Source organism: Serratia sp. LACPHL-BACT-2024-00286 (assembly GCF_043109535.1).
Taxonomy (GTDB): domain Bacteria; phylum Pseudomonadota; class Gammaproteobacteria; order Enterobacterales; family Enterobacteriaceae; genus Serratia; species Serratia sarumanii.
This window is the reverse complement of record NZ_JBICNA010000014.1, coordinates 22,697-43,984: the sequence shown is the minus strand read 5'-3', so window position 1 is coordinate 43,984 and position 21,288 is coordinate 22,697. Positions and strand designations below refer to the sequence as shown.

The window sequence follows — 21,288 nt, the reverse complement described above, 5'->3', positions numbered from 1 at the left end:
ACATAAACAACCTCCGGTATCCGGAAAAAGCGAACCTGTTAATTCAGCAGAGGTAATGCGCAATGGGGTTTAAACTCTCAGGATTAAAACTTCCCGGTTTTAACAAGAAAAAAGAAGTAACAGACTCTTCAACTACTTTTGAAGAGAAAAATGTATTGATGCAGGAGAAAATGAACCGCATTTATAAATTCGGTGGTATTGCAGGAATTGCCGTAGGTGTGTTGTCTCTGCTGGCACTGAATGGAGCGCTACCGTTAAAGAGTACGGTTGTCGAAGCTTATCTTATTAATGGTGTCACTGGCGTTGCTGAAAGACTGACTTCTGTTAAAAAAGAAAACCTCTCTGAAAATGAAGCGCTGGCGAAATACTTCATTACTCAGTATGTGAAGCGTCGTGAAGGGTATAACTATTTCAGTCTCCAGCATGATTATGATTATGTTCTGTTATACAGCGCTGAGAATGTGGCGACGGATTACAACGCTTTAATCAACGGCAACCAGTCACCAAAGGTTATTTATAATAAAGCGGAAAAAACCGCATCTGTTCAGGATAATCCGTCCGTGATTATCAGTCCGTCATCCCGGCGCGATGATAAGGATATGGGAGCATATATCCGGTTTAAATTAACCATTCGAAATGTCGCGACAGGCCAGGATGATTATGAATACTGGAACGTCCGGTTGACCTACCGTATTGAACCACAGGTCGAAATGGCATCGGGTGACCGAAACAATAACCCGCTTAAATTCGTTGTAACGAGCTATGTACGCGATAAAGAAGTGAAAGGGTGAAAACTATGAAAATGAATAAAGGAGCGCTAATTGTGGCGCTTCTGTTGGTGTCGCACGTCTGCCATGCAGCCGTTACGCCAGCAGCCAGCCGTTTTGATCCCCGTAATCAGATTGTCAGTTATAACCCGCAAAACACGACAGTCATAAACAGTGCGGTTGGCTATACAACCACACTGGTATTTGACGAGGATGAAACGGTCATCAGTGCCAGAACCGGCTTTCCCCAGGGCTGGGAAGTGAACAAAGAAGATAACCTGGTGTATCTCGAAGTGAAGCCCGTCAAACAGACCGTACAGAAGAACAGTACCGATGACAATGGCAACCAGTCTTCAGAGGTGGTCAGTGTAGCCCTTGATCCTGAAAACGACCTGGAACGCTGGCGAACAAACCTGTTTGTTCGCACAACAAAACGTAATTACAGCATGGAGCTGAACGCCCGAACGTTCCGGCAGCCGGATAAGATCGCGTTTGTTGTTAATTACCAGTACCCGCAGGAACGCCGGAAGGAGCAAGCCGAAATCGAGAAGAAACGGATTGAGGCTCTTAACAAGCGGCAGGAGGAGCAGGCAATCAACCGTTCTCTTGAAAATGCGAAGTCGCCCAAGAACTGGGATTACTGGAAGCGGGTAGCTGACGGCAGCCAGTCAATCAGCCCGGATTATGCGTATGACGATGGCCGCTATACCTGGTTTGGCTTCAGCCCCCTGAAGAAAATCCCCAGCGTCTTTGTTATGAGCGGCGAACAGGAAACGCTGACTAACCCGGTAGTCAAAAACAGCGGTAGTTTCACCGTTGTTGGTGTTCCTGTAGACCAGCGCTTTGTTTTGCGTATGGGAAATCAGGTTGTTGGGGTTGAAAACCGGGGCTTTGGCAAAGTCCGTCTTCCGGCAGGAGATACCGTTTCCCCGAACGTTGAGAAAGAGGTGATCCAGTGAGCGAACAGGAAAATAAAATCCCGACCGCTGTAGAAATTGAACAGGCACTACGGGAACGGCATCAGAAAGAAATTGAGCAAAACGATAAAACGGATAAGGGAGATGAAGATGACGGTAAATCAGTAAAACGCCTGGGTATCGAGAAGCTTAAAAAATCGCGTAAGGGGCTGGTGATTATTGTGGCCGCTTTCCTTCTGCTGGCCGCCGGGGTGTCTGTCTACTATATCCCGTCGATTATTCGTGCAATGTCCAGCGGTGATGATAAGCCTGCCAGTAATGCGGTATCTACTGGTTCAGTAAAACGCGCGACAGGACTCAGCGATGATGTTGATCCATTCAACACCAGGGAAGAACCGGCTAAGACGGAAGAACGGAAGGAAAGCAGCGGCAAAGCGGAAACGCCACCGGAAAAAGTACAACAAAACTTCAGTCGTGCGCTGGATGTGGCCTATGGGGGGAGCAGCTCTGCTTCCTCAAATTCCGGTGGTAGCTCATCAACGGCCAGCAATACCAGGAACGAGGGGGACGGCAGTGACAAACAGGCAGAGGTTCAGCCTGTTAATGCAGGGCAACCCGCGCAGCTTTCTAAAATTACGCGCGTTCCTTATGACCCTAACCTTTTCATTCCTGAAAATACCGCGATTAAGTGCTCGCTGGACAGACGATTTATTTCTGATCTGGCTGGCAAGCTGGTCTGTACGATTAATGAGGACGTATACAGTGCAAACAGGAATGTAAAGCTAATTGAAAAGGGAACAGCCGCATATCTGATGTATAAAACGGGCACGTTCAATCATGGTCAGGGAGCCGTGTTTATCGCTGCTACGAAGCTTAGAACACGTAAGGAACCTTTCATTGATATTCCGCTGATTGATACACAGGCGGCGGGAGCGCTGGGTGAGGCCGGGGCTTCAGGCTGGATTGACACACATTTTGCAGATCGCTTTATGGGCGCGATGATGGTTGGCATGATCCCCGATGTGGCACAGGCCGCAAGTGGAGCGGCTAAAAGTAATAAAGACAATCAGACCGACTATACAGCTAACAGTCGCCAGGCTTTTGCTGATATAGCACGCGAAGCGTTTGCAAACAGCGTAAATATCCCTCCAACGCTTTATAAAAACCAGGGGGAAATCATTACTCTGATCGTTGGTCAGGATTTGGATTTCTCCAGCATCTACAAATTAAAAATGGTGGGTACCCGGAGGTAATTTGATAACGCTGGATATCAAAGAGTTTTCAATGCTGTTAGGAATAAGGGAAAGCGAAATATACCATCATATTCGTAAGGGCATACCAATAAATGGCGTTCCTTTCCCCAAACCACTGAAACAAATCAAAACGCATCGATTTAATTACGAAGAAGTCATGCGTTTTATTGAAGATCTTAAAGGAAAAGGTGAATTATGAAGGATGCAGAGAACAGACATATTGTTTATGAAATAATAGATGAATACTTCCACCACTGGCTTAATGAAGTCGATGGTTTAACTGAAATCGCGGTAAATCGGCCTGATGAACTGTTTGTTAAAGTGAGTGGGAAATGGCAGCAGCATGAATTAAAAATGGATTTTAAAGATTGTATGTCATTTGCAGGGGCAATTTCTGATTATCATGATGGTGGGTCGGTTACGCCAGAATATCCCTTACGTTCTGTTACGCTCCCCGGAGGGGAGCGTGTACAAATAGTTATTCCCCCGGCAACGGAACGGGAAACGGTGTCTATTACAATCCGTAAGCCGTCCAGTGTGTTTATCGACCATGATACCTTTGTTAAACAAGGGTTTTACTCAAGGCTAAATCAAGGGGGGAAATTCAGGGATAAAGAAGATGAATTATCTTCAATGTTTAAAGATAATTGTTTTGAACAATTTGTCCCTGAATGCCTGGTTAAGGGTAAAACGATGGTATTTTGTGCCGGAACGGGGGCGGGTAAAACCACCTTTGCAAATGCCTGTCTTCAGTACATACCCCATCATTTACGATGTATTTCAATTGAAGATACAGATGAAGCAAAGTTCAGGTTCCACAAAAATCATGTGAAATTGTATTACCCGTCAGAAGGGGAAAGTAGCACTGTCAGTTCCGCTTCTCTTTTACGTTCTGGTTTTCGTATGAACCCGGACAGAATCCTCATGACTGAGGTTCGCGGCGCGGAAGCCTGGGATTTTCTCAAAGGCTCAAGTTCCGGCCATGCAGGGAACCTTACAACCGTCCATGAGAGCACCCCTGAAGATGCTGTGCTTGGACTGGTTCAACGGTGCTATATGAACCCTGAATGTCAGAATTTGCCTTATAACATTATATTGCGGAGGGTGTTAAGCAACGTCGATGTGATTATGAGTATTAAGTACATCGATGAGGAAGATAACCGATTTGCATCGGGTATTTACTATCGTGATATTCATTTTCAGGAATACTTTGAAAAGCTGAAGGAGTGATTATGTCTCTGAAACTACCCGATAAAGGCCAGTGGGCTTTTATCGGTCTGGTTATGTGTCTTGTGACGTATTATACTGGCTCAGTTGCTGTTTACTTCCTGAACGGAAAAACGCCGCTTTATATATGGAAGAATTTTGATTCCATGCTGCTGTGGCGGATAATAACAGAGAGTAATATACGGACAGATATCAGGTTAACCGCAATCCCCTCTCTTTTATCAGGTATGGTTTCGTCTCTCATTGTGCCTGTTTTTATTATCTGGCAACTGAATAAAACGGATGTTGCTCTTTATGGTGACGCGAAGTTTGCCAGTGATAATGATTTAAGAAAATCGAAACTTCTGAAATGGGAGAAAGAAAACGATACTGATATTCTTGTAGGTGCATATAAAGGTAAATACCTGTGGTATACCGCACCAGATTTTGTATCACTTGGCGCAGGAACCCGCGCAGGTAAAGGGGCTGCAATAGGTATTCCAAACCTGCTGGTCAGGAAACATTCCCTGATTGCATTAGATCCAAAACAGGAACTGTGGAAAATCACCAGTAAGGTACGTGAAAAACTGCTGGGTAATAAGGTCTATCTTCTTGACCCTTTCAACAGTAAAACGCATCAGTTTAACCCGCTTTTCTATATTGATTTAAAAGAAGAGAGCGGGGCTAAAGACCTGCTGAAGCTGATTGAGATCCTGTTCCCGTCTTACGGTCTGACCGGAGCGGAAGCACACTTTAATAACCTCGCGGGGCAGTACTGGACGGGGCTGGCAAAATTGCTTCATTTCTTTATTAACTACGACCCCTCCTGGCTTGGTGAGTTCGGGCTTAAACCTGTTTTCTCAATTGGTTCTGTAGTCGATTTGTACAGCAACATCGACCGGGAGCTGATACTCAGTAAGCGAGAAGACCTGGAGGGAACAAAAGGACTTGATGAAAACGCGCTGTATCATCTGCGCGATGCCCTGACCAAAATCAGGGAGTATCACGAAACCGAAGACGAACAACGTTCGAGTATTGATGGTTCGTTTCGTAAGAAAATGAGTCTGTTTTATCTTCCGACTGTTCGCAAATGTACAGACGGCAATGATTTCGACCTTCGCCAGTTGCGCCGGGAAGATATCACTGTTTATGTTGGCGTTAATGCTGAAGATATGTCCCTGGCCTATGACTTCCTCAACCTGTTCTTTAACTTCGTTGTGGAAGTCACGTTACGAGAAAACCCTGACTTTGACCCGACACTGAAACATGACTGTCTGATGTTCCTGGATGAGTTTCCGTCTATTGGTTACATGCCAATCATTAAAAAAGGTTCGGGTTATATTGCCGGGTTTAAACTCAAACTTCTGACGATTTACCAGAATATCAGTCAGCTTAATGAAATCTATGGTGTTGAAGGTGCCAAAACGCTGATGAGTGCGCATCCCTGCCGGATTATCTACGCTGTCAGTGAAGAAGATGACGCTAAAAAGATTTCGGAAAAGCTGGGCTATATCACCACCAAATCGACAGGTTCAAGCAAGACAAGCGGACGCTCAACGTCGAAAAGCAGTTCAGAAAGTGAGGCGCAGCGCGCCCTTGTGCTCCCGCAGGAGCTGGGAACGCTGGATTTTAAAGAAGAATTTATCATTCTTAAAGGTGAAAACCCGGTTAAAGCTGAGAAAGCCCTCTACTTCCTCGACCCGTATTTTATGGACAGGCTGATGATGGTAAGCCCCAAACTTACCGAGTTAACCGCCTCTCTGAATAAGACTAAAAAAGTATTGGGTGTTAAAGGGCTTAAATATCCTTCTAAAGAAAAAATGCTCTCCGTCGGTGAGCTGGAGTCAGAGGTTTTACTATGAAAAAAATGTTAATGGTCAGTGTCCTTTTTCTCTCTGCCTGTTCCTCTCCGCCTGAACCACCACAGGTTGACTGGGAACAGAATCCTGAAACGGTGAATACACAATTAATGGACTGGCAACCGACATACTCAGTTATTAAATCAGACAAGGTTAATTCATCGTGGGTTAAGGTTATCCATAATTTCAGGCCTGAAAACCGCCTTTACGATGATGCTGTTTTTTATTCTGTTGCACATTCTGATTCAGTGATTGTTGAAACCAGTAACGGAACAGACTTTTTCACAGCTAAAAACTGGTTGAGGGCGAACGGTGCAAACGGTGTCATACAGTATCGTTATAAAATGAACTGTTTTTCTTGCCGGACTACCAGTGTTTATTTATCACGATAACGCCGGATTAATAAAATTCTTGTAATTTTATTGAGCCGGGGTTGAACAACCGCAGGGCGTTAGTTGCCCGTTATCCATGAGGTGTATATGAAAAAGACCGTAACCACGGCAGTGCTGCTTTGTGCGTTCGCTGCCGGAACTGCTCATGCTGAGGAAAAGGCCGACCCGAACGATCCATGTGCAATGGTGTTATGCCTTGCCGGAAAACTTGACGGAAGTAGTCCGGCAGAATGTGACCCGATGTATAAAAGTTTTATGTCAATCAGGAAAAAGAATAAACATGGTTTTTTACCCGATCACACGGCAGATGCCAGAAAGAAAAAACTAAATGAATGTCCTGCGGCTGATGCAGGTACAGTAAGTAAAATTATTTCAAGCTTTGGCCGATTGAAAAACTTTTAATTCTGTTTGATTTAATTCTGATGTGAATACGCAAGTTTCAGGTTTGAGACTGGAACTTGCGAACATTTTTTACAGGGGTGGGAGGATGAAAATTATTAACGTACCTGATGCAAGAAGTGTGAGAATTGCCGGAATTGAAATTATCGATAGTGTCAAATCGGTCGCTTCTGTTTTTACTGAAATTTTGTTGTTTATGGTCTGGTTTCCGGCAATTGTCTATGGGCTTTATCGTTTTGTTATCGTTTTGTGGGATGCTTCCTTAAAGCCGCAATCGCTCATTGAGTTTATTAATTTCATGGTTGAGTTATACAGCTATGTACTTCCTTCGTTGGCTGTTATCGCAGTGGCTTTAGTCGTCGTTTTATCCATTTTTAAAAGACTCTCAGCAATATGGGAGGGAAGAAAGCAATGAGACATTTTTTTAATGTTCTTTCCTTTGCTGTTGCCCTGTTGCCAGCTACATTGTGTGCTGCTCAGATTCAGGGGAAAGTTATTCGCGTTCTCGATGGAGATACCATCGAAGTTAAAACACTACCCGCGAAAATTGTTGTGTATGAAGTTCCGATTCGAGTCCGATTGATAAATATCGATGCACCGGAAAAAAAACAACCCTTTGGTCGCTGGTCAACCAATCAACTTAAAGCCCTGCTGGCAGGGCAATCAGTTACCGTCTCTTATACGCAAACAGATCGCTACGGGCGAGTCCTGGGACGAGTGGTGACAGCGAACGGCACTGAGGCTAACCGCCAGCAAGTGCTAAAAGGGGCTGCATGGGTTTATGACAGGTACAACACCGATAACTCATTACCGGCTCTGCAACGGGAAGCTCAGACACAGAAGCGCGGCCTGTGGGCTGACAGTAATCCCGTTCCTCCGTGGGAGTGGCGTCATAAACAAAACTGACGCGCTTCGCTTGTCCAACCCCTCCTCTGCCTGAAGAAAATCTTCAGGCAACGTCACGGTTTTTAATATACATGGTGCGCATATGGGTAAATTAACTCTGGTAGAGCAGGCTTTACGGCTCCATAAAGAATATTACGGTGAAGATAATTTTGGTACTGTCGTAAAGGATTGTGATTACTATCCTAAAGTGGCAGAGATTTTTATAAACAGAAAGAATCGTAAAATTTATTCGAATCTTGATATCGAACCCGTTGCTTCAACCGTCGTTCATACGGGAAGTAGCCCTGTTATGGCTAAAGCCGGGAGGATTAAAAAGCTTATGTTTAAAGATGGTTCGGGAGCATACCGGATTCATCTTGGTCAAAATGAAGTGGTTCATATTATTCGCTTCATTCTTAACTCTAAAGTCAGAATGGAGTACGCAGTTGGCACAACCAAAAGTATGTCGATGCTTCATAATCTTTGCGAAGCTGGACGCGCTAAATTAAACCGCTCTTTACCCCGTAAAGGTATCTGGAAAATCGGGTGTTACGACGGCGTTTATTATCACGGTAAGGCAAGGAAGGAAGAAATAGAAAACGCTTTACGTTTTTCTGTTCATCCAAAGTTTAATGAGCTGGAGAATGACTTTAATCAGTTCTTTTCGGATATTGATTTCTACACCCGTTATGGTCAGTCAGGAATGCGAAAAGTGCTTTTTACTGGTCCTCCGGGCACAGGGAAAACGACTATCGCAAAAGCTTTGGGGGCAAAATATCAGGATAAATATGTATTTGTTTATGCTGATGATTACTTTAAAGATGTTTGCTATGCCGCAGCTCAAAAGAAAATACCCGTTATCATAATAGCTGAAGAGGTTGATGAACTTTATCGGGCTGATGCCGGAACGTTAAGTTTTCTTGATGGGGCTGATACACCGCGAAATCTTGCCGGGACATATGTTATTTTTTCAACGAACTATCCTAACCGGATTGATCCGCGCATCAGAAAACGCCCTGGCAGAATTGACAGAATCATATCTGTAGGTGCTTTTCGGACTAAAGCCGCTGCCGCTTGTGCCAAAATGTACTTACCAGACGATATAAATATTGACCTTAAAGAACTTGGCGCGGTGCTGGACAGAACGACTCCTGCTGAAATAAAGGAGATAATAAATATTGCTATTGGCATGATTCGCGGAACAAAAAACGAATTAACAGTAGATGTAATCAAGAATGCGCGTGCCTTTTTGAAAGGAACCCTTGACCTTAGTGTGCAGGAGGCAGAAGAAGACATAGAGGAAAGGGAAGAAATCTTTAAAAAGAATGGTGCGCAGCCTGACTATTCAAGTTACCTTGAGGATTGATTAATGAGACTTTTTATTGCAGAAAAACCGTCTTTAGCAAAGGCTATTTTTGAAGGACTGGGCGGAAATCCCAATACAGAAAAGAAAAACGGCTATTTTGAACACGGTTCTGATGTCGTTACCTGGTGTTATGGTCATATGCTGGAGCTTTACGACCCACAGGATTATGACGACAAATATTCCAACTGGCGTTATAGTGATTTACCCATTAAAGCGGTTTATCCGCCAAAATATAAAATCAAGCCTGAATCAGAAGCACAGACCCGCATTATTTTGTCTCTTATCGATAAAGCCGACAGCATCGTTCATTCAGGCGACCCCGATGATGAAGGATGTTTGCTGGTTGATGAGATTCTGGGTTATGCCGGAAACAAGAAACCCGTCCAGCGACTGCTTGTTGCCGACCTCAACCTTGCGCCAGTGCAAAAATCACTGTCGAATTTACAACCTAACGATAAATTTCGCGGTATGACGTTAAGCGCCCTGGCGCGTTCCCTGTGCGATCAGGGTTTTGGCTATAACATGACGCGGGGATGTACATTAAAAGGCCGTGAGAAGGGCTATGACGGCGTTCTGAACGTTGGCCGGGTACAAAGTGCCGTTCTTGGTCTGGTGAACATGCGCACGCTGGCGAACCAGAATCACACAGAAAGCTTTTATTACGATGTATTCGCCAGTCTGTCGATGAACGGGCATCAGATTAAGGCGAAATATCAGACAACAGACGACGATCAGATAGACGAGAAAAAACGCCTGATCTCCGAAGCTCAGGCCGCGCATATTGCCGGACGTGTTACGGGTAAGGATGCTATTGTTACTATCGCGACGACAAAGCCGGAAAATAGCAAGCCTCCGCTTCCGCTTAACCTTTCCACGCTTCAGCAGCTCTGCGCAAAGCGATTTGGTTATTCTGCAAAAGATACGCTCGATGTGATGCAGGGGCTGTATGAAACTCACAAGCTTCTGACCTATCCACGTTCTGACAATCGCTATCTTTCAGATGAGCATTATTACCAGGCCGGAGATATTGCCACTGCTATAGCGGCCACCGTACCCGAACTGGCGTCTGCGATCGTAGATATGGATAAAGGCCAGAAACACAAAGCCTTTAATGCCAGTAAGATTGAGGCGCACCACGCCATCATCCCGACGACAAAAAGCGGAGCCGGTATTCAGCTTAATGAAAAAGAGCGGAACGTTTATAACCTGGTGTCCGTCTACTTTATCGGGCTGTTCTACCCGGATGCGATCCGCAACAAGACGAAAATCCACTTTGATATTAAGGGGGATACCTTTACGGCCACACAGAGCGTTCTGGTACAAAAGGGCTGGGAAGCGCTGGGTAAGGATAGTGATGACGAGGACGAAACCGAAGATGCCGGAACGGACGGTTTTGACCTTTCATTGCTGAAATTTAATGACAGCGGCCTGTGTGAATCGGCAGACGTGGACAAGAAAAAGACTACACCACCTCGCTATTTCACAGAGTCAACGTTACTGGCCGCCATGACGAGTGCGGCAAAATTCATTGATGATCCGGCTCTCAGAAAGGCGCTGGAAGCGAAAGACGAGGGCAGCAGTGATCGTGGCAGTATCGGAACGGAAGCCACCCGCGCGGGTATTCTTGAGAAACTGGCGGCAAATACCGGGCTTATCTCCATCGAAAAAGAAAAGGGGTATTCGGAGCTGGTATGGAAAACCACAAAACAAGGCCAGGAGTTTTGCGCTGCACTGCCTCCTGAAATCACTAAACCGGATATCTCCGCTCTGTGGGCTGAAAAGCAGTCTCAGATCAAAGCCGGAGAGCTGACAGTTGAGGAGTTTATTAAGGAAAATGATGAGTACGTCCAGGGGTTAATCGACGAGCTGGACAGGAACGGAATTTCGATTTCTTCAAATGCCACGCCCTGCCCGGTTTGTAACAACGGTTTCCTGCGTAAGCGTAAGGGGCAAAATGGCTTTTTCTGGGGATGCTCCTGCTACCCTGAATGCAAGACAACATTCCCGGACAAAGACGGCAAACCGGATATGGAAGCAAAATCCAGATCAGAAGGTTCCATGTCCCGGCTCGAAGCCCCCTGCCCTTCATGCAGTAAAGAAATTATTATCCGGCCTAAAGGCTTTTTCTGTTCCGGGTGCGAGTTTAAAATCTGGTCTGAAGTGTCAGGAAAAAAACTGACACAAAATCAGGTTGAGACATTAATCAAAAAAGGTAAAACCGGAGAGATTAAAGGCTTTACCAGTAATAAAACCGGGAAAAAGTTTGACGCTGCAATTGTTTTGCAGGATAAAACTACGGGTAAACTTGGGTTTCAGTTCAGTAAAAAATAAGGATTAACTCGATGAGTGAAAATGAAACGTTTGACGCAACAAAAAAGCTACTCCTGAATATTCGCTCTGTTCGTGTTTTTGCGCGAGAAACCAGCTTTGAACAACTGCTGGAAATGCAGGAAAAGCTTAACGCCGTGATCGAAGAACGTCGTGAAGAAGCAGAGCGTGAGGCAGCAGAACGCGCAGAGCGCGAAAGAAAGCGCCAGGAACTGCTCCAGTTGATTGCCGGAGAAGGTTTTTCACCGGAAGAACTGCTTGGCCTGTCCGAAGATGCGCAAAAAATACGCAAAAAGACGTTGCCAAAAGCGCCGCCTAAATATCAGTTTGATGAAAACGGCGAAACGAAATACTGGTCTGGTCGTGGCCGGACACCAAAACCAATCGACGAAGCGTTAAAAGCTGGCCGTTCTCTTGATGAGTTTCTCATCAAAAAAGATGCTTCCAGCACTGCTGGTGACGAACAGTAATCTAACAAGCCTCTGACACTGCGTCAGAGGCTTTTTTTTAGCAAAAAGGGCGCGGGGGGTTATGGTGAAGAAATCTTTGGATATCTTCGCGGGGATAAGGGAAGTAGTCTCTGATATCTTTGGTTTCTAACTTACCAGTGCAGTGATACGTCTGAAAATAGATCCACTCTGCTATTGTTTTGTAGATGTGATTTCCCATGTTCGCGCTTTGAGAACCATACTGCATGACTTGTGCATCCAGGTCATTACACATCTCCGGCGGAGTGAGTACATGATATGTCCTGCATAACAGCGGGCGGTAATTGTAGATTGAGCATGTTCCCTTCTCAGACAAAAACGGACATTTTGACTCATGCCCGGTCGTAAGCGGGTTGTCTCTGGCAGTAAGTTTACTTGCTTGTGCAATATGTGTTGCCTCAAGCGCGGTTAAATGAACATCCATTTTACAGCACGAAGAGCACCCCTTTTGACAGGAGGTAAACGTGCTCACAAATTCTTTGTTAAAACGATCCAAAAAGGCGTACATCTGTTTTAACTTGAGGTAAATATTACCGGATTGAGTATTGAGTTTATTTATGAGTGCCTTTAACTCATCGAAATACTTATCAGGTACGGGTTTCAGATTGGTATAGCCGGGTAATGTTTCGCCTGGCTCCAGGTGGATCACTGAGTTAGGTTTGATATCCATTGCTTTTGCTTCCTATATTCTTCTCGCGCTGGTTGTTCATTTGACACTAAAACAAGCGTCATACAATGGCAAGGTGTCAAGCCCAGCAGTAAATCACGCTTGCCAGCAAACCAGTTTCCTGCAGCCGGTTTGGCCGTTGATTTTTGCCAGCAATATTACCCGCTCGATGCCCGCCCTGGGCGTGAAATTGCCAGCAAAAAAGATTGCCGCTATCAAAGGTGTGGTTTATATTATCTGTATCGTACGATACAGATAATGGAGAAGCTTAATAGATGACTGAAAAAATCACTGACGAGGAACTGGCAGATTTGTTGGAGGCGCTCAAAAGAGCACATGGTATGGGCGTTTGTTCAAAGGCGGTTAAGCTGGCACAGCGTTGCGCTGATGTGTTCCCTGCTATTGTTGCAGAGTTACAGGAATATCGGAACGCCGCTAAGCGAACTTCAGCATGACAAGAGCCACGGAACGCGCTTACAGCGAGCTACAACAGGCGTTTGATTTCTATAACCAGCGCCTTTTTGACGGCGAACTCCCTGACTGTCTGATTACGTTCCAGCGCGGCAAGAACACAATGGGCTATTTCAGTTACAGGCGCTTTGTTGCTGCTGACGGCAGCGGCAGGATGATTGATGAAATCGCCCTCAATCCTGAATACTTCCCGGTGTACCCGCTTATTGAAGTCATGCAAACGCTGGTTCATGAGCAGTGCCATATGTGGCAGTACCACTACGGCAACCCGTCGCGTAAGACGTACCACAATGCGCAGTGGGCGGCAAAAATGGAAAGTATCGGACTTATGCCCTCCTCCACCGGGAGACCTGGTGGTGCGAAAGTCGGCCAGAAGATTAATGACTATCCGATCCCTGGTGGCCGCTTCCAGCGCGTCACACTGGAACTGTTCCAGGGGCAATTTGCTTTGAGCTGGTTTGATCGCTTCCCTGTCCAGGTCGAACAACAAAAAGATATGACCGCCGTAATAGAGCAATGGCGCGAAACGCTTGCTCTGGCGCATCAAAATGCTGAGGCCGGGATTGATATAGAAGCGGTGCTTTCTATGGCTCTGCTGCCGTCAGTGTCACCGCAGAACGGGAGCCATTCAGATGATATGGCCGGGAGCAATGACAATGATTTGTCAGTTGCAGCATTTGAGGACAAGCCAAAACGAAATAAAGTTAAATATCAGTGTCGCGGGTGTGGCGCTGCCGTGTGGGGCAAAGCCGGACTGAATATTGAATGCGGCGATTGCGAGCTGGCTTTCATCGAAAATTAATTGCCAGCAAATTTTCCCGGTCACATCTGTTGGCCAGTGTTTTTTGCCAGCAAAGTTTCTTCCCGGGTTCGCGCCGGCAGCGCAAAAATGACAGCAAAAGAGGGGTATCATGGGGCATTACACAATCAGAACGAATGACGACGAAGATCAGGCCATTAAAAAGGCGCAGGAAGCGACCGGACAGGCATCAGCCAGCAAAACCTTTATGACGGCTATCCTTGAGCTTCAGCGTAACAGAGACGAGATGGCGCAGCTACGGCGTGAACTGGCGCAGGAAAAAGCGCGGAGTCAGGAGCTGGTATCATCGGTAAAACAATTCCGTTCCAGCCTGAACAATCTGTTTGATCTGGCTGACAACCCTTAAATAACAAGGAGCGAAACGTGCATACCACAAATGCGATTATCCTGTGCCTGGTGTCATATCCCTGCATCGTTGCATGGGTTATCTATAAAAACAGATTTGTCGATTACTTGTTTTTAACTCTGCTTGCTTGTTTGGGGAGCATTTTTTCAGTCGTATTGTATAAACAGCCCGACTACTCATTGACCATATATCAGGCCGTTGCTGTCGGCTATGCTGCCGTGATCATGCCAACGGTGTTAGTTTTGAGTGTCGTTAATATCTTCATGGGAAAAGCAGAGAGAACGTGCAAATGAATACACTGGCTGCACTGGAAAATACGTTTCGTGATATGAGAAAGCATGGCTGCCAAACAGTCATGGTCACGCAGTCTTTAGCTGATTTTGGCCGCTACAGCTATAAACCGCGCCCTGCATTTCAGGACTGGATCGAACGGCTGAAGACTGGCGAACGTCTGCCGCGAGGCCGTTACTTTGTTGGCAAGAAGCCTGGTGGCCGCCTGGTGCTCATTGATGAATTGGGGGGAACATGGACAGAAAAAGTAACAGTGATTCATACCAACGCTGGATGATAGAGAAGGCTGACAAAAGGGAAAGGACGCAAATCAGTATGTCGTTCGTAAAGATGAAGGACGTACTTTTTAACGTGCTGGCTATCGGTACTGTTTTAGCAGCCCTGGTGGTGATCTTTTATGAAGTGCAAAGCAGCTTATAAATTGATGGCCGTTGACAATGAATGTCATACTACCTGACCGGGCAATGCCGGAAGATTTCTTTCACGGGTGATGGTTTGTGATCCCGGCATTGTTCCGGCGCTCTCTCGTAAATTCTCGCGCCCAATCCCCCTCGCAAAACCTCAGAATTCACGTAACGCACCGCGATTTCGGCAACCATCAACCCTAACGTCCTTATGTTGTTGGGTTTGCCGCAGAACAATTTATTCATTTAAAATAGATTTAAACGAAGCGGGAAACCGCAGACGTAAAAAAACCGACTGGTGAGGTCGGCTTTTTTACGGTTCCGGTGCGAGCTGGTAACTCAGCCCGGAAGGGAAACTCTCTACAACTGACAATAGTATGATAATCCGTGAAGCCTGATTATGCAATATGACGGGCAGTGACTGTGCGTTAACGGTTTGCCTGAACGTTAGATAAACGTATAATCAGAGGGTTAGCTCTGTGGTGAGTCTCTCCCTGCATTCCGCTAAATGCGGCATGAACAGGTTCAAAGTCCTGACAGGTAATACAGGTGGTGCTGGTTATCTGTGCTCTGGCAGGAGTGAGACTCTCTACAACTGACAAGACGAAGAGAAGCCGTGGTGACAGGCAGTGTAAGAGCAAGCCACGGTGTCTTTACTCCATTTATGGAGAAAACGGATGATTAACCTGTTAATCATCGTTCTGAGGGCGGTAGCGGCGCTTGCAAACGCGCTGATTGCCATTCTGGAACTGATCCGCCAGTTCATCGACTAATGAACACGGAAACGTAATTAAGGCCGGAGGAACACCACCTCCGGCCTTTAATAAAAATATAGTTTAGTTACAACATTCACTAGTCTGTACTAACCACCACACACCTGACCTTCTGCGCACAAGTTACCTTTAATCACTCCTAAACAGGCATTTCATGAAACTCCCCTGTTCTTGCATCGGTAACAGGGGTCTGACGCTCAGTGGAACGAAAACTCACGTTAAGCAACGTTTTCTGCCTCTGACGCCTCTTTTAATGGTCTCAGATGTCCTTTGGTCACCAGTTCTGCCAGCGTGAAGGAATAATGGCCGAGCATATTGATATGTCCGTGGCAAAGCGGGGAGAGGCGTGCGATATCTTCATCATTCAGTGTTTCACCCTGCGCCCGGAGATGATCCAGGGCTGCCTGCATATAAATAGTGTTCCATAACACGACGGCGTTAGTGACCAGCCCCAGTGTGCCCAGTTGATCTTCCTGACCGTCGGTATATCGTTTTCTTATCTCACCTTTTTGACCGTGACAGATGGCTCTGGCAACGGCATGGCGACTTTCTCCCCGATTAAGCTGGGTCAGAATGCGCCGGCGGTAATCTTCATCATCAATATAATTAAGCAGATACAGCGTTTTGTTGATGCGCCCCACTTCAATGATTGCCTGAGTCAGTCCGGAAGGACGTTCACTTTTCAGCAATGAACGGACCAGCACTGAAACCTGTACTTTGCCCAGCTTCAGGGAGCCAGCGGTCCGGATCATTTCGTCCCACTGAGGGGTTCTAGGGATTTTCCGTCCAAAAACGACAAAGTGCTCTGGAGGCCCCGCCGTCTGTGGCCTCCAGAGGGGTATTACTTTTTTCGAGATCCCTATTTGGGCTCTGTTTGAGTAAGATTTAGTCTTTTTGGGCTAAATCCATGGCATTCGAAGAACGTGTCCAAATCTTGTCCGAGGCAGAACAAGATGAGTTATATGGACCCCCCGCTTTCACCTCCGCCGACCAACGCTTCTTTTTCTCGCTGAACGATAAGGAACTGGCGATCGCTAAAAGCCTCCGTCATCGGGGCCAGCGTTACATGCTGGTGGTACTGCTGGGCTATTTCAAAGCCAAGCCGGTGGTGCTGAATCCCGGCTTTCATCAGATCAAGCAGGACCTCAAATACGTTTATCAAACCGTTCTACCAGGCCCAGGCTGTAGACCCTTTAATCTCACGCCAAAAGAGAACGAACGGATTTACCAACGTGTTTTCCAGCTCTGCAACTACCAGCGCTGGAATGTCAAAGACCATGGAGCGGCGTTGAGAGATTACTTATCCCAGCAAGCCAGAGCCTGGACAGCGCCTAGGCACCTCTTCGATGCGGCCAATGAATATTGTTCGGGGCAGAAGATCGCAATCCCTGCCTACAGCACGCTGCAAAAGATCATCAGTCAGGTGGTGGGAGACGAACAGGAACACATGGCCGCGCACCTTGAGCGTGCAATGTCACGCGGTCTTAAGCAAGCACTGGCGGAGCTCGTGAACGGCACAGGTCCACTGCCGTTCCGACAGTTGCGACAATCGGCTCGTAACTTCACCGGAACCGAGTTGGAGAAAGAACTGATTGTCTATCGCCATATCCAGCATTGGATGCCGGAAGTGGATCTGCTGTTGAGCACGCTATCACTGTCGCAGAAAAATCTGCAACACCTGGCAGAGAAAGTCGACTACTACGGTGCCAAACTGAAACGTCAAACCGTAGGCAGCCAATGGCTGTATTTATTGTGCTATCTTCAAACGCGATGGCAGCAAGCGCTGGAACGTATTGCCGATGGCTTTGTGCATCATGTCAGACAGACCAAACAGAAGGCAAAGGATTATGCGCAGGAAGCGGTGTTTAAGGATTGGCAAAAAGCAGCTAAAAATGTCAGCAAGGCAGCTGAAGTACTGCACCTGTTCATTGATGACAGCATTGATCTGCAACTACCGTTTGCAACAGTAAGACAGCAAGCACTGAGCCTGCTGACCAAAAGGGATCTGGAATCTGTATGTCTCTTCCTGAACGAGCAGCGACGATCGGTCGATGAAGCCATGTGGCAGTACTGCGACGAGAAAGAAAGTCTGCGGAAAGGTTTGCTGCGAGAGTTGTTCCTATGTCTGCGCTTCGAAGGCTGCGACGGCACCCAGCACTTAGCGGCCGCCTTGGCGAAAACACAAAACGAACTCAACGGCCAGGACGCTCAGTTGCAAACTGCCGACACCAGACTCCTTTCCAAAAAATCACGTGAATTCCTGCTGGATGGTGAAGGGAATATCCTGATCGATCGTTATGAGTGGTTCCTCTATCAACAGATTCCTGATCGCCTGAATGGCCAGCTGACGCTGCCTGATATCACTAAATACCGGGCACTCGACGCCGACCTGATCGACGGGGAACATTGGCGAAAAAACAAATATACGCTGCTTCAACAGAGCCATTTTACAAAATTAGCGGAGGAGCCTGAAAAGCTGATCAAACAGATGGCCATGGAATTGGATACCCGTTTGTACGAAGTCGGCGAATATCTTGAACAGGAAGACAACCGGAATATCATCTTGCGTAATCCGCAGGGTAAACGCTTCTGGCGCCTGCCTTCGGCCAGCAAACATCATCTGGTCAACAATCCCTTCTTCCAGCAAATTGGGGGGGTAAGCGGGAACCCCAGAAAATTCCGCCATTCCGCATTGTGGAATTTTTTGGGGGGGTGGTCCGCGGCATGACGACCCGCCAAAGGCTACCGCATCTATCTGAGGCGCTGTGGCGCGACGCTGAAACCCCGGGGAATTCCGCTACTCCAGTTCCAGGTCCGCAATAGTTCGTCCAGGTCGGGTGGCGTACGCCGGAAACGCCGATTTTTCCGCAACCGTTTCTGCGTTGTCGGCAAGGTGGTCTCAGAGAGCGCTCAAGAAGCGGTTTTTCTCGTATGTTTAGCTACGGTGGCCTAGGAGCCTGCGCGGCAGAAGCCAAATCGGCGGAAGATCGAGGACGATACGGGGATGGCTGCCAGTTACCTTCCTTACCGACCCGACCAATCCTATCTGCTGCCCCCTTCTCTGGGAGAGTGGCTACCTGAAGGGCATCTTGCCTACTTCATCAGCGAGACTGTCGATACGCTGGACTTGAGCGCATTCCACGCCCGGTATGCCGGCGGTGGTCCGGGCAATCAGCCGTTTCATCCGGCGATGATGGTCAAAGTGCTGATCTATGGTTACGCGAGCGGCGTCTTCTCTTCGCGCAAACTAGCCAGGAAGCTGTACGAGGATGTCGCGTTGCGTGTGCTGGCCGCTGGAAACTTCCCGGCCCACCGCACGCTGAGTGACTTCCGTGCCCTACACCTGACCGAGCTTGAGAATTTGTTCGTTCAGGTGGTGCAACTGGCGCGCGAATGTGGGCTGGTGAAGCTTGGCACGATCGCGGTCGACGGCACCAAGGTAAAAGCCAACGCCAGCCGCCACAAGGCGATGAGCTATAAGCGCATGAAGCCGGCCGAGGACGAATTGCATTGCGAGATCAAGGCGCTGCTTGATCGCGCCAAGGCTACCGACGACCAGGAGCGTAACGAGCCGGAGCTGGACATTCCTGCCGAGATTTCTCGCCGCGAGAAGCGCCTGGAGGCGATCCAGGCGGCAAAGGCGCGCCTGGAAGCGCGCCAGCGTGAAGCGGACCAGGCCCGGGGGCGCAGCGAAGACGATGGCCGCCGGCCTCGCCATCCGGATGGCTCGGACAAGGGCGGTGGCTCGTACAAACGCGAGTTTGGTGTGCCGGATGACCGTGATCAGGAAAGCTTCACCGATCCGGACAGCCGGATCATGAAACACGCCGGTGGTGGCTCCGAGCAGAGCTACAACGGGTACACAGCGGTCGATGCCGAGCACCAGATCATCGTGGCGGCGGAGTTGACCAACTGCGCCGCGGACAGTCAGGCGCTGCTGGGCATGCTGGCAGCAGTTCAGGCCAACACCGGAGAAATGCCGGCCCAGACGCTGGCGGATGCGGGATTCCGTAGTGAGGCTGTTCTGGCAAAGGTCGCCGATCACCACGGCGATGTCATCGTTGCCCTCGGCCGCGAGGGACGTGAAGATGCCAAGGTCAATGCCAAGACCCATCCGCATACGGCGGCGATTGCGGCGAAATTGAAAACGGAGCAAGGCGATGCAGCTTACCGCCGGCGCAAGTCGATCGTGGAGGCTCCGAATGGTTGGATCAAGGCGGTGATGGGATTGCGTCAGTTCAGCATGAGGGGCCTGGACAAGGTGCAAGCCGAGTGGAAGCTCGTCTGCATGGCGCTAAATCTGAGGCGAATGGCGTATCTGTGAGGGCGAAGGTTAAATGGGGCGGCTCAAATGCACCCCAGTCGTCATAACACGCCGCGCGCCGCAAGATTGGTATCCTTGGCGCCGACGCCTTGCCAATTGCAGAGAGCGCCGCCGCCATCGTCAGTGCTCTACAGAAAACCGGTCACACGGCTCTGCCGCGCAGACTCCTAGCCTAAATGTGACAGTGGTTGGTAATCCATGCCGCCCGCAAGGGCGGCGGTGGTGGGCCAATAGATGATTTTCAGAGCCTTACTGCCCGTTGACGCCCAATCCCTCGAGCGCGAGTCTAGCCGCAGCGGCGATGACGGCCTCGCTGTACTTGTCATCCTTGTTAGGCGCCCGGGTGTAGACGGCCAACACAATAGGTGCGCGCCCAGTGGGCCAGACGACGGCATAGTCATTTGCCGTGCCATACACTCCGCAGGTTCCGGTTTTGTCTCCGACTGCCCAGTCTGCCGGCACCGCCGCGCGGATGCGGTGGTTGCCGGTCGTGTTTCCCTTTAGCCAATCAACAAACTGCTGCCGCTGCGGCGCAGCCAGTGCAGAGCCCAGTGTCAGTTTTTGTAAGCTTTCCGTCACGGCGCGCGGCGATGAGGTATCGCGCGCATCGCCTGGGATGGCGGAGTTCAGCTCCAGCTCCCAGCGGTCCAGACGGAACGTGGTATCGCCGATAGAGCGCATGAAGGCCGTCAGCCCGGCCGGGCCGCCCAACTCCTTCAGCAACAAATTGGCGGCGGCGTTATCACTGTATTGCACGGCGGCCGCGGACAGCTCCGCCACCGTCATGCCTGTTGTCAGATATTTTTCCGAGATGGGTGACCACGGAACCAGCGCATTTTTGCCGTAACGGATGGGTGTGTCCAGCAAGCCGGCCTGCTGCTGGCTGCGAGCCAGCACAGCGGCAGCAAGAAAGCCCTTGAATGAGCTGCACAGTGGGAAGCGCTCCTCAGCGCGGTAACTTACAGTTGCGCCTGAGCCGGTATCCATCGCGTACACACCGATGGAGCCGCCAAAGTCCTGTTCGAGTTTAGCGAATGGTTCCGCGACGAGGTTGGTCAGCGCGGTGGCAGAAAAGCCAGCCAGCGGCCATGAGAGACAAGACAGCAGAACTAGACGGCGATACAGTGACATCAACGATATTCCTTGTTTGAAGGTGGAGCTAGGTGTAGCGGCCGGATGTAATCAGGCCGCTACAGCTGGGATTATCACCGAGCGGCAAGCCGCTCCCTCTCCAGAGGCTGTAACGGCTGTAACTGCCCCGGATGGGCACACATCGGGTTGGTAAGTCCCTGGCACCACAACGTCCAGCGCTATTGAAAAACGAATCAGGTC

Annotated in this window: 23 protein-coding genes and 2 pseudogenes; 22 read left to right on the top strand and 3 right to left on the bottom strand. The window is 48.5% G+C overall.

Translation table 11 applies throughout. The features are described from left to right. Positions 1-62: 62 nt before the first annotated feature. From ACF8MC_RS25100 to ACF8MC_RS25040, 13 genes are all read left to right on the top strand, one after another. The gene (locus ACF8MC_RS25100) at positions 63-791 is read left to right on the top strand and encodes a virB8 family protein (RefSeq protein WP_004199085.1); all 729 of its coding nucleotides are present in this window, start codon (positions 63-65) and stop codon (positions 789-791) included. 5 nt (positions 792-796) lie between these two features. Next, complete coding sequence (locus tag ACF8MC_RS25095) at positions 797-1,726, top strand: TrbG/VirB9 family P-type conjugative transfer protein (RefSeq protein ID WP_000783386.1); 930 nt, start codon at positions 797-799, stop codon at positions 1,724-1,726. Further along, positions 1,723-2,937, top strand: coding sequence for a VirB10/TraB/TrbI family type IV secretion system protein (gene virB10, locus ACF8MC_RS25090; protein WP_001295060.1), 1,215 nt, complete (start codon positions 1,723-1,725; stop codon positions 2,935-2,937). Before ACF8MC_RS25095 ends, virB10 begins: the two co-directional genes overlap by 4 nt. Before the next feature lies 1 nt (position 2,938). Then, positions 2,939-3,136 carry a DNA-binding protein gene (locus tag ACF8MC_RS25085; RefSeq protein WP_000629109.1) on the top strand — a complete coding sequence of 66 codons (198 nt, stop codon included), beginning with the start codon at positions 2,939-2,941 and terminating at the stop codon, positions 3,134-3,136. Next, entirely contained in the window at positions 3,133-4,167 is a 1,035-nt protein-coding gene (virB11, locus tag ACF8MC_RS25080; RefSeq protein ID WP_000650512.1) for a P-type DNA transfer ATPase VirB11, read from the top strand. Before ACF8MC_RS25085 ends, virB11 begins: the two co-directional genes overlap by 4 nt. Positions 4,168-4,169: 2 nt before the next feature. Beyond that, positions 4,170-6,005: a type IV secretory system conjugative DNA transfer family protein gene (locus ACF8MC_RS25075; protein ID WP_000053822.1), complete on the top strand. Its 1,836-nt coding sequence runs from the start codon at positions 4,170-4,172 to the stop codon at positions 6,003-6,005. After that, on the top strand, positions 6,002-6,394 hold the full coding sequence (locus ACF8MC_RS25070) for a cag pathogenicity island Cag12 family protein (RefSeq protein ID WP_000738524.1): 393 nt from the start codon (positions 6,002-6,004) through the stop codon (positions 6,392-6,394). Before ACF8MC_RS25075 ends, ACF8MC_RS25070 begins: the two co-directional genes overlap by 4 nt. 87 nt (positions 6,395-6,481) lie before the next feature. Further along, complete coding sequence (locus tag ACF8MC_RS25065) at positions 6,482-6,796, top strand: TrbM/KikA/MpfK family conjugal transfer protein (protein ID WP_000754496.1); 315 nt, start codon at positions 6,482-6,484, stop codon at positions 6,794-6,796. Between the two features lie 85 nt (positions 6,797-6,881). Then, positions 6,882-7,208 carry a hypothetical protein gene (locus tag ACF8MC_RS25060; protein ID WP_004208538.1) on the top strand — a complete coding sequence of 109 codons (327 nt, stop codon included), beginning with the start codon at positions 6,882-6,884 and terminating at the stop codon, positions 7,206-7,208. Then, entirely contained in the window at positions 7,205-7,699 is a 495-nt protein-coding gene (locus ACF8MC_RS25055) for a thermonuclease family protein (RefSeq protein ID WP_001215543.1), read from the top strand. The genes ACF8MC_RS25060 and ACF8MC_RS25055 overlap by 4 nt, the downstream gene beginning before the upstream one ends. 82 nt (positions 7,700-7,781) lie before the next feature. After that, positions 7,782-9,044 (top strand): ATP-binding protein, encoded by a 1,263-nt coding sequence (locus ACF8MC_RS25050; RefSeq protein WP_000517490.1) that lies wholly within the window; start codon positions 7,782-7,784, stop codon positions 9,042-9,044. A gap of 3 nt (positions 9,045-9,047) precedes the next feature. Continuing rightward, entirely contained in the window at positions 9,048-11,375 is a 2,328-nt protein-coding gene (gene topB, locus ACF8MC_RS25045; RefSeq protein WP_004199098.1) for a type IA DNA topoisomerase, read from the top strand. Positions 11,376-11,386: 11 nt separating this feature from the next. Then, positions 11,387-11,842, top strand: a complete 456-nt coding sequence (locus ACF8MC_RS25040; protein WP_191686686.1) for an H-NS family nucleoid-associated regulatory protein — start codon at positions 11,387-11,389, stop codon at positions 11,840-11,842. Positions 11,843-11,879: 37 nt separating this feature from the next. On the opposite strand, the gene ACF8MC_RS25035 is transcribed toward ACF8MC_RS25040, so the two are convergent. Continuing rightward, entirely contained in the window at positions 11,880-12,530 is a 651-nt protein-coding gene (locus ACF8MC_RS25035) for a YkgJ family cysteine cluster protein (RefSeq protein ID WP_000351937.1), read from the bottom strand. Between ACF8MC_RS25035 and ACF8MC_RS25030 the strand changes: the two genes are divergently transcribed. From ACF8MC_RS25030 to dqlB, 7 genes are all read left to right on the top strand, one after another. After that, complete coding sequence (locus ACF8MC_RS25030; RefSeq protein WP_032072053.1) at positions 12,520-12,786, top strand: hypothetical protein; 267 nt, start codon at positions 12,520-12,522, stop codon at positions 12,784-12,786. The genes ACF8MC_RS25035 and ACF8MC_RS25030 overlap by 11 nt on opposite strands. Before the next feature lie 16 nt (positions 12,787-12,802). Then, the gene (locus ACF8MC_RS25025) at positions 12,803-12,982 is read left to right on the top strand and encodes a hypothetical protein (protein WP_000136657.1); all 180 of its coding nucleotides are present in this window, start codon (positions 12,803-12,805) and stop codon (positions 12,980-12,982) included. Then, positions 12,979-13,800, top strand: a complete 822-nt coding sequence (locus ACF8MC_RS25020; protein WP_000196235.1) for a SprT-like domain-containing protein — start codon at positions 12,979-12,981, stop codon at positions 13,798-13,800. The genes ACF8MC_RS25025 and ACF8MC_RS25020 overlap by 4 nt, the downstream gene beginning before the upstream one ends. Before the next feature lie 109 nt (positions 13,801-13,909). Further along, on the top strand, positions 13,910-14,164 hold the full coding sequence (locus tag ACF8MC_RS25015) for a hypothetical protein (protein WP_000510385.1): 255 nt from the start codon (positions 13,910-13,912) through the stop codon (positions 14,162-14,164). Between the two features lie 17 nt (positions 14,165-14,181). After that, positions 14,182-14,457 (top strand): hypothetical protein, encoded by a 276-nt coding sequence (locus ACF8MC_RS25010; protein WP_000557557.1) that lies wholly within the window; start codon positions 14,182-14,184, stop codon positions 14,455-14,457. Then, positions 14,454-14,732 (top strand): hypothetical protein, encoded by a 279-nt coding sequence (locus ACF8MC_RS25005; RefSeq protein ID WP_001093608.1) that lies wholly within the window; start codon positions 14,454-14,456, stop codon positions 14,730-14,732. The genes ACF8MC_RS25010 and ACF8MC_RS25005 overlap by 4 nt, the downstream gene beginning before the upstream one ends. A gap of 804 nt (positions 14,733-15,536) precedes the next feature. Then, on the top strand, positions 15,537-15,632 hold the full coding sequence (dqlB, locus tag ACF8MC_RS25000) for a DinQ-like type I toxin DqlB (protein WP_000609145.1): 96 nt from the start codon (positions 15,537-15,539) through the stop codon (positions 15,630-15,632). A 251-nt stretch (positions 15,633-15,883) separates the two neighbouring features. On the opposite strand, the pseudogene ACF8MC_RS24995 reads toward dqlB, so the two are convergent. After that, a pseudogene (locus tag ACF8MC_RS24995) lies at positions 15,884-16,396 on the bottom strand (Tn3 family transposase); the annotation flags it as partial. 143 nt (positions 16,397-16,539) lie between these two features. Between ACF8MC_RS24995 and ACF8MC_RS24990 the strand changes: the two are divergent. After that, positions 16,540-18,282 (top strand): annotated as a pseudogene (locus ACF8MC_RS24990) (Tn3-like element IS3000 family transposase); the annotation flags it as partial. Positions 18,283-18,636: 354 nt separating this feature from the next. Continuing rightward, complete coding sequence (locus ACF8MC_RS24985; protein WP_004152397.1) at positions 18,637-19,956, top strand: IS1182-like element ISKpn6 family transposase; 1,320 nt, start codon at positions 18,637-18,639, stop codon at positions 19,954-19,956. A 249-nt stretch (positions 19,957-20,205) separates the two neighbouring features. On the opposite strand, the gene ACF8MC_RS24980 is transcribed toward ACF8MC_RS24985, so the two are convergent. After that, on the bottom strand, positions 20,206-21,087 hold the full coding sequence (locus tag ACF8MC_RS24980; RefSeq protein WP_004152396.1) for a carbapenem-hydrolyzing class A beta-lactamase KPC-3: 882 nt from the start codon (positions 21,085-21,087) through the stop codon (positions 20,206-20,208). Between the last annotated feature and the right edge of the window lie 201 nt (positions 21,088-21,288).

Excerpts from the sequence above, each read along its gene's own strand:
- topB (WP_004199098.1), top strand. The coding sequence starts at position 9,048 with ATGAGACTTTTTATTGCAGAAAAACCGTCTTTAGCAAAGGCTATTTTT.
- ACF8MC_RS25075 (WP_000053822.1), top strand. The coding sequence starts at position 4,170 with ATGTCTCTGAAACTACCCGATAAAGGCCAGTGGGCTTTTATCGGTCTG.
- ACF8MC_RS24985 (WP_004152397.1), top strand. The coding sequence starts at position 18,637 with ATGGCTGCCAGTTACCTTCCTTACCGACCCGACCAATCCTATCTGCTG.
- ACF8MC_RS25050 (WP_000517490.1), top strand. The coding sequence starts at position 7,782 with ATGGGTAAATTAACTCTGGTAGAGCAGGCTTTACGGCTCCATAAAGAA.
- ACF8MC_RS25040 (WP_191686686.1), top strand. The coding sequence starts at position 11,387 with ATGAGTGAAAATGAAACGTTTGACGCAACAAAAAAGCTACTCCTGAAT.
- ACF8MC_RS25035 (WP_000351937.1), bottom strand. The coding sequence starts at position 12,530 with ATGGATATCAAACCTAACTCAGTGATCCACCTGGAGCCAGGCGAAACA.
- ACF8MC_RS25065 (WP_000754496.1), top strand. The coding sequence starts at position 6,482 with ATGAAAAAGACCGTAACCACGGCAGTGCTGCTTTGTGCGTTCGCTGCC.
- ACF8MC_RS25025 (WP_000136657.1), top strand. The coding sequence starts at position 12,803 with ATGACTGAAAAAATCACTGACGAGGAACTGGCAGATTTGTTGGAGGCG.
- ACF8MC_RS25055 (WP_001215543.1), top strand. The coding sequence starts at position 7,205 with ATGAGACATTTTTTTAATGTTCTTTCCTTTGCTGTTGCCCTGTTGCCA.
- ACF8MC_RS25020 (WP_000196235.1), top strand. The coding sequence starts at position 12,979 with ATGACAAGAGCCACGGAACGCGCTTACAGCGAGCTACAACAGGCGTTT.
- ACF8MC_RS25005 (WP_001093608.1), top strand. The coding sequence starts at position 14,454 with ATGAATACACTGGCTGCACTGGAAAATACGTTTCGTGATATGAGAAAG.
- dqlB (WP_000609145.1), top strand. The coding sequence starts at position 15,537 with ATGATTAACCTGTTAATCATCGTTCTGAGGGCGGTAGCGGCGCTTGCA.
- ACF8MC_RS25060 (WP_004208538.1), top strand. The coding sequence starts at position 6,882 with ATGAAAATTATTAACGTACCTGATGCAAGAAGTGTGAGAATTGCCGGA.
- ACF8MC_RS24980 (WP_004152396.1), bottom strand. The coding sequence starts at position 21,087 with ATGTCACTGTATCGCCGTCTAGTTCTGCTGTCTTGTCTCTCATGGCCG.
- ACF8MC_RS25100 (WP_004199085.1), top strand. The coding sequence starts at position 63 with ATGGGGTTTAAACTCTCAGGATTAAAACTTCCCGGTTTTAACAAGAAA.
- ACF8MC_RS25015 (WP_000510385.1), top strand. The coding sequence starts at position 13,910 with ATGGGGCATTACACAATCAGAACGAATGACGACGAAGATCAGGCCATT.
- virB11 (WP_000650512.1), top strand. The coding sequence starts at position 3,133 with ATGAAGGATGCAGAGAACAGACATATTGTTTATGAAATAATAGATGAA.
- ACF8MC_RS25095 (WP_000783386.1), top strand. The coding sequence starts at position 797 with ATGAAAATGAATAAAGGAGCGCTAATTGTGGCGCTTCTGTTGGTGTCG.
- ACF8MC_RS25070 (WP_000738524.1), top strand. The coding sequence starts at position 6,002 with ATGAAAAAAATGTTAATGGTCAGTGTCCTTTTTCTCTCTGCCTGTTCC.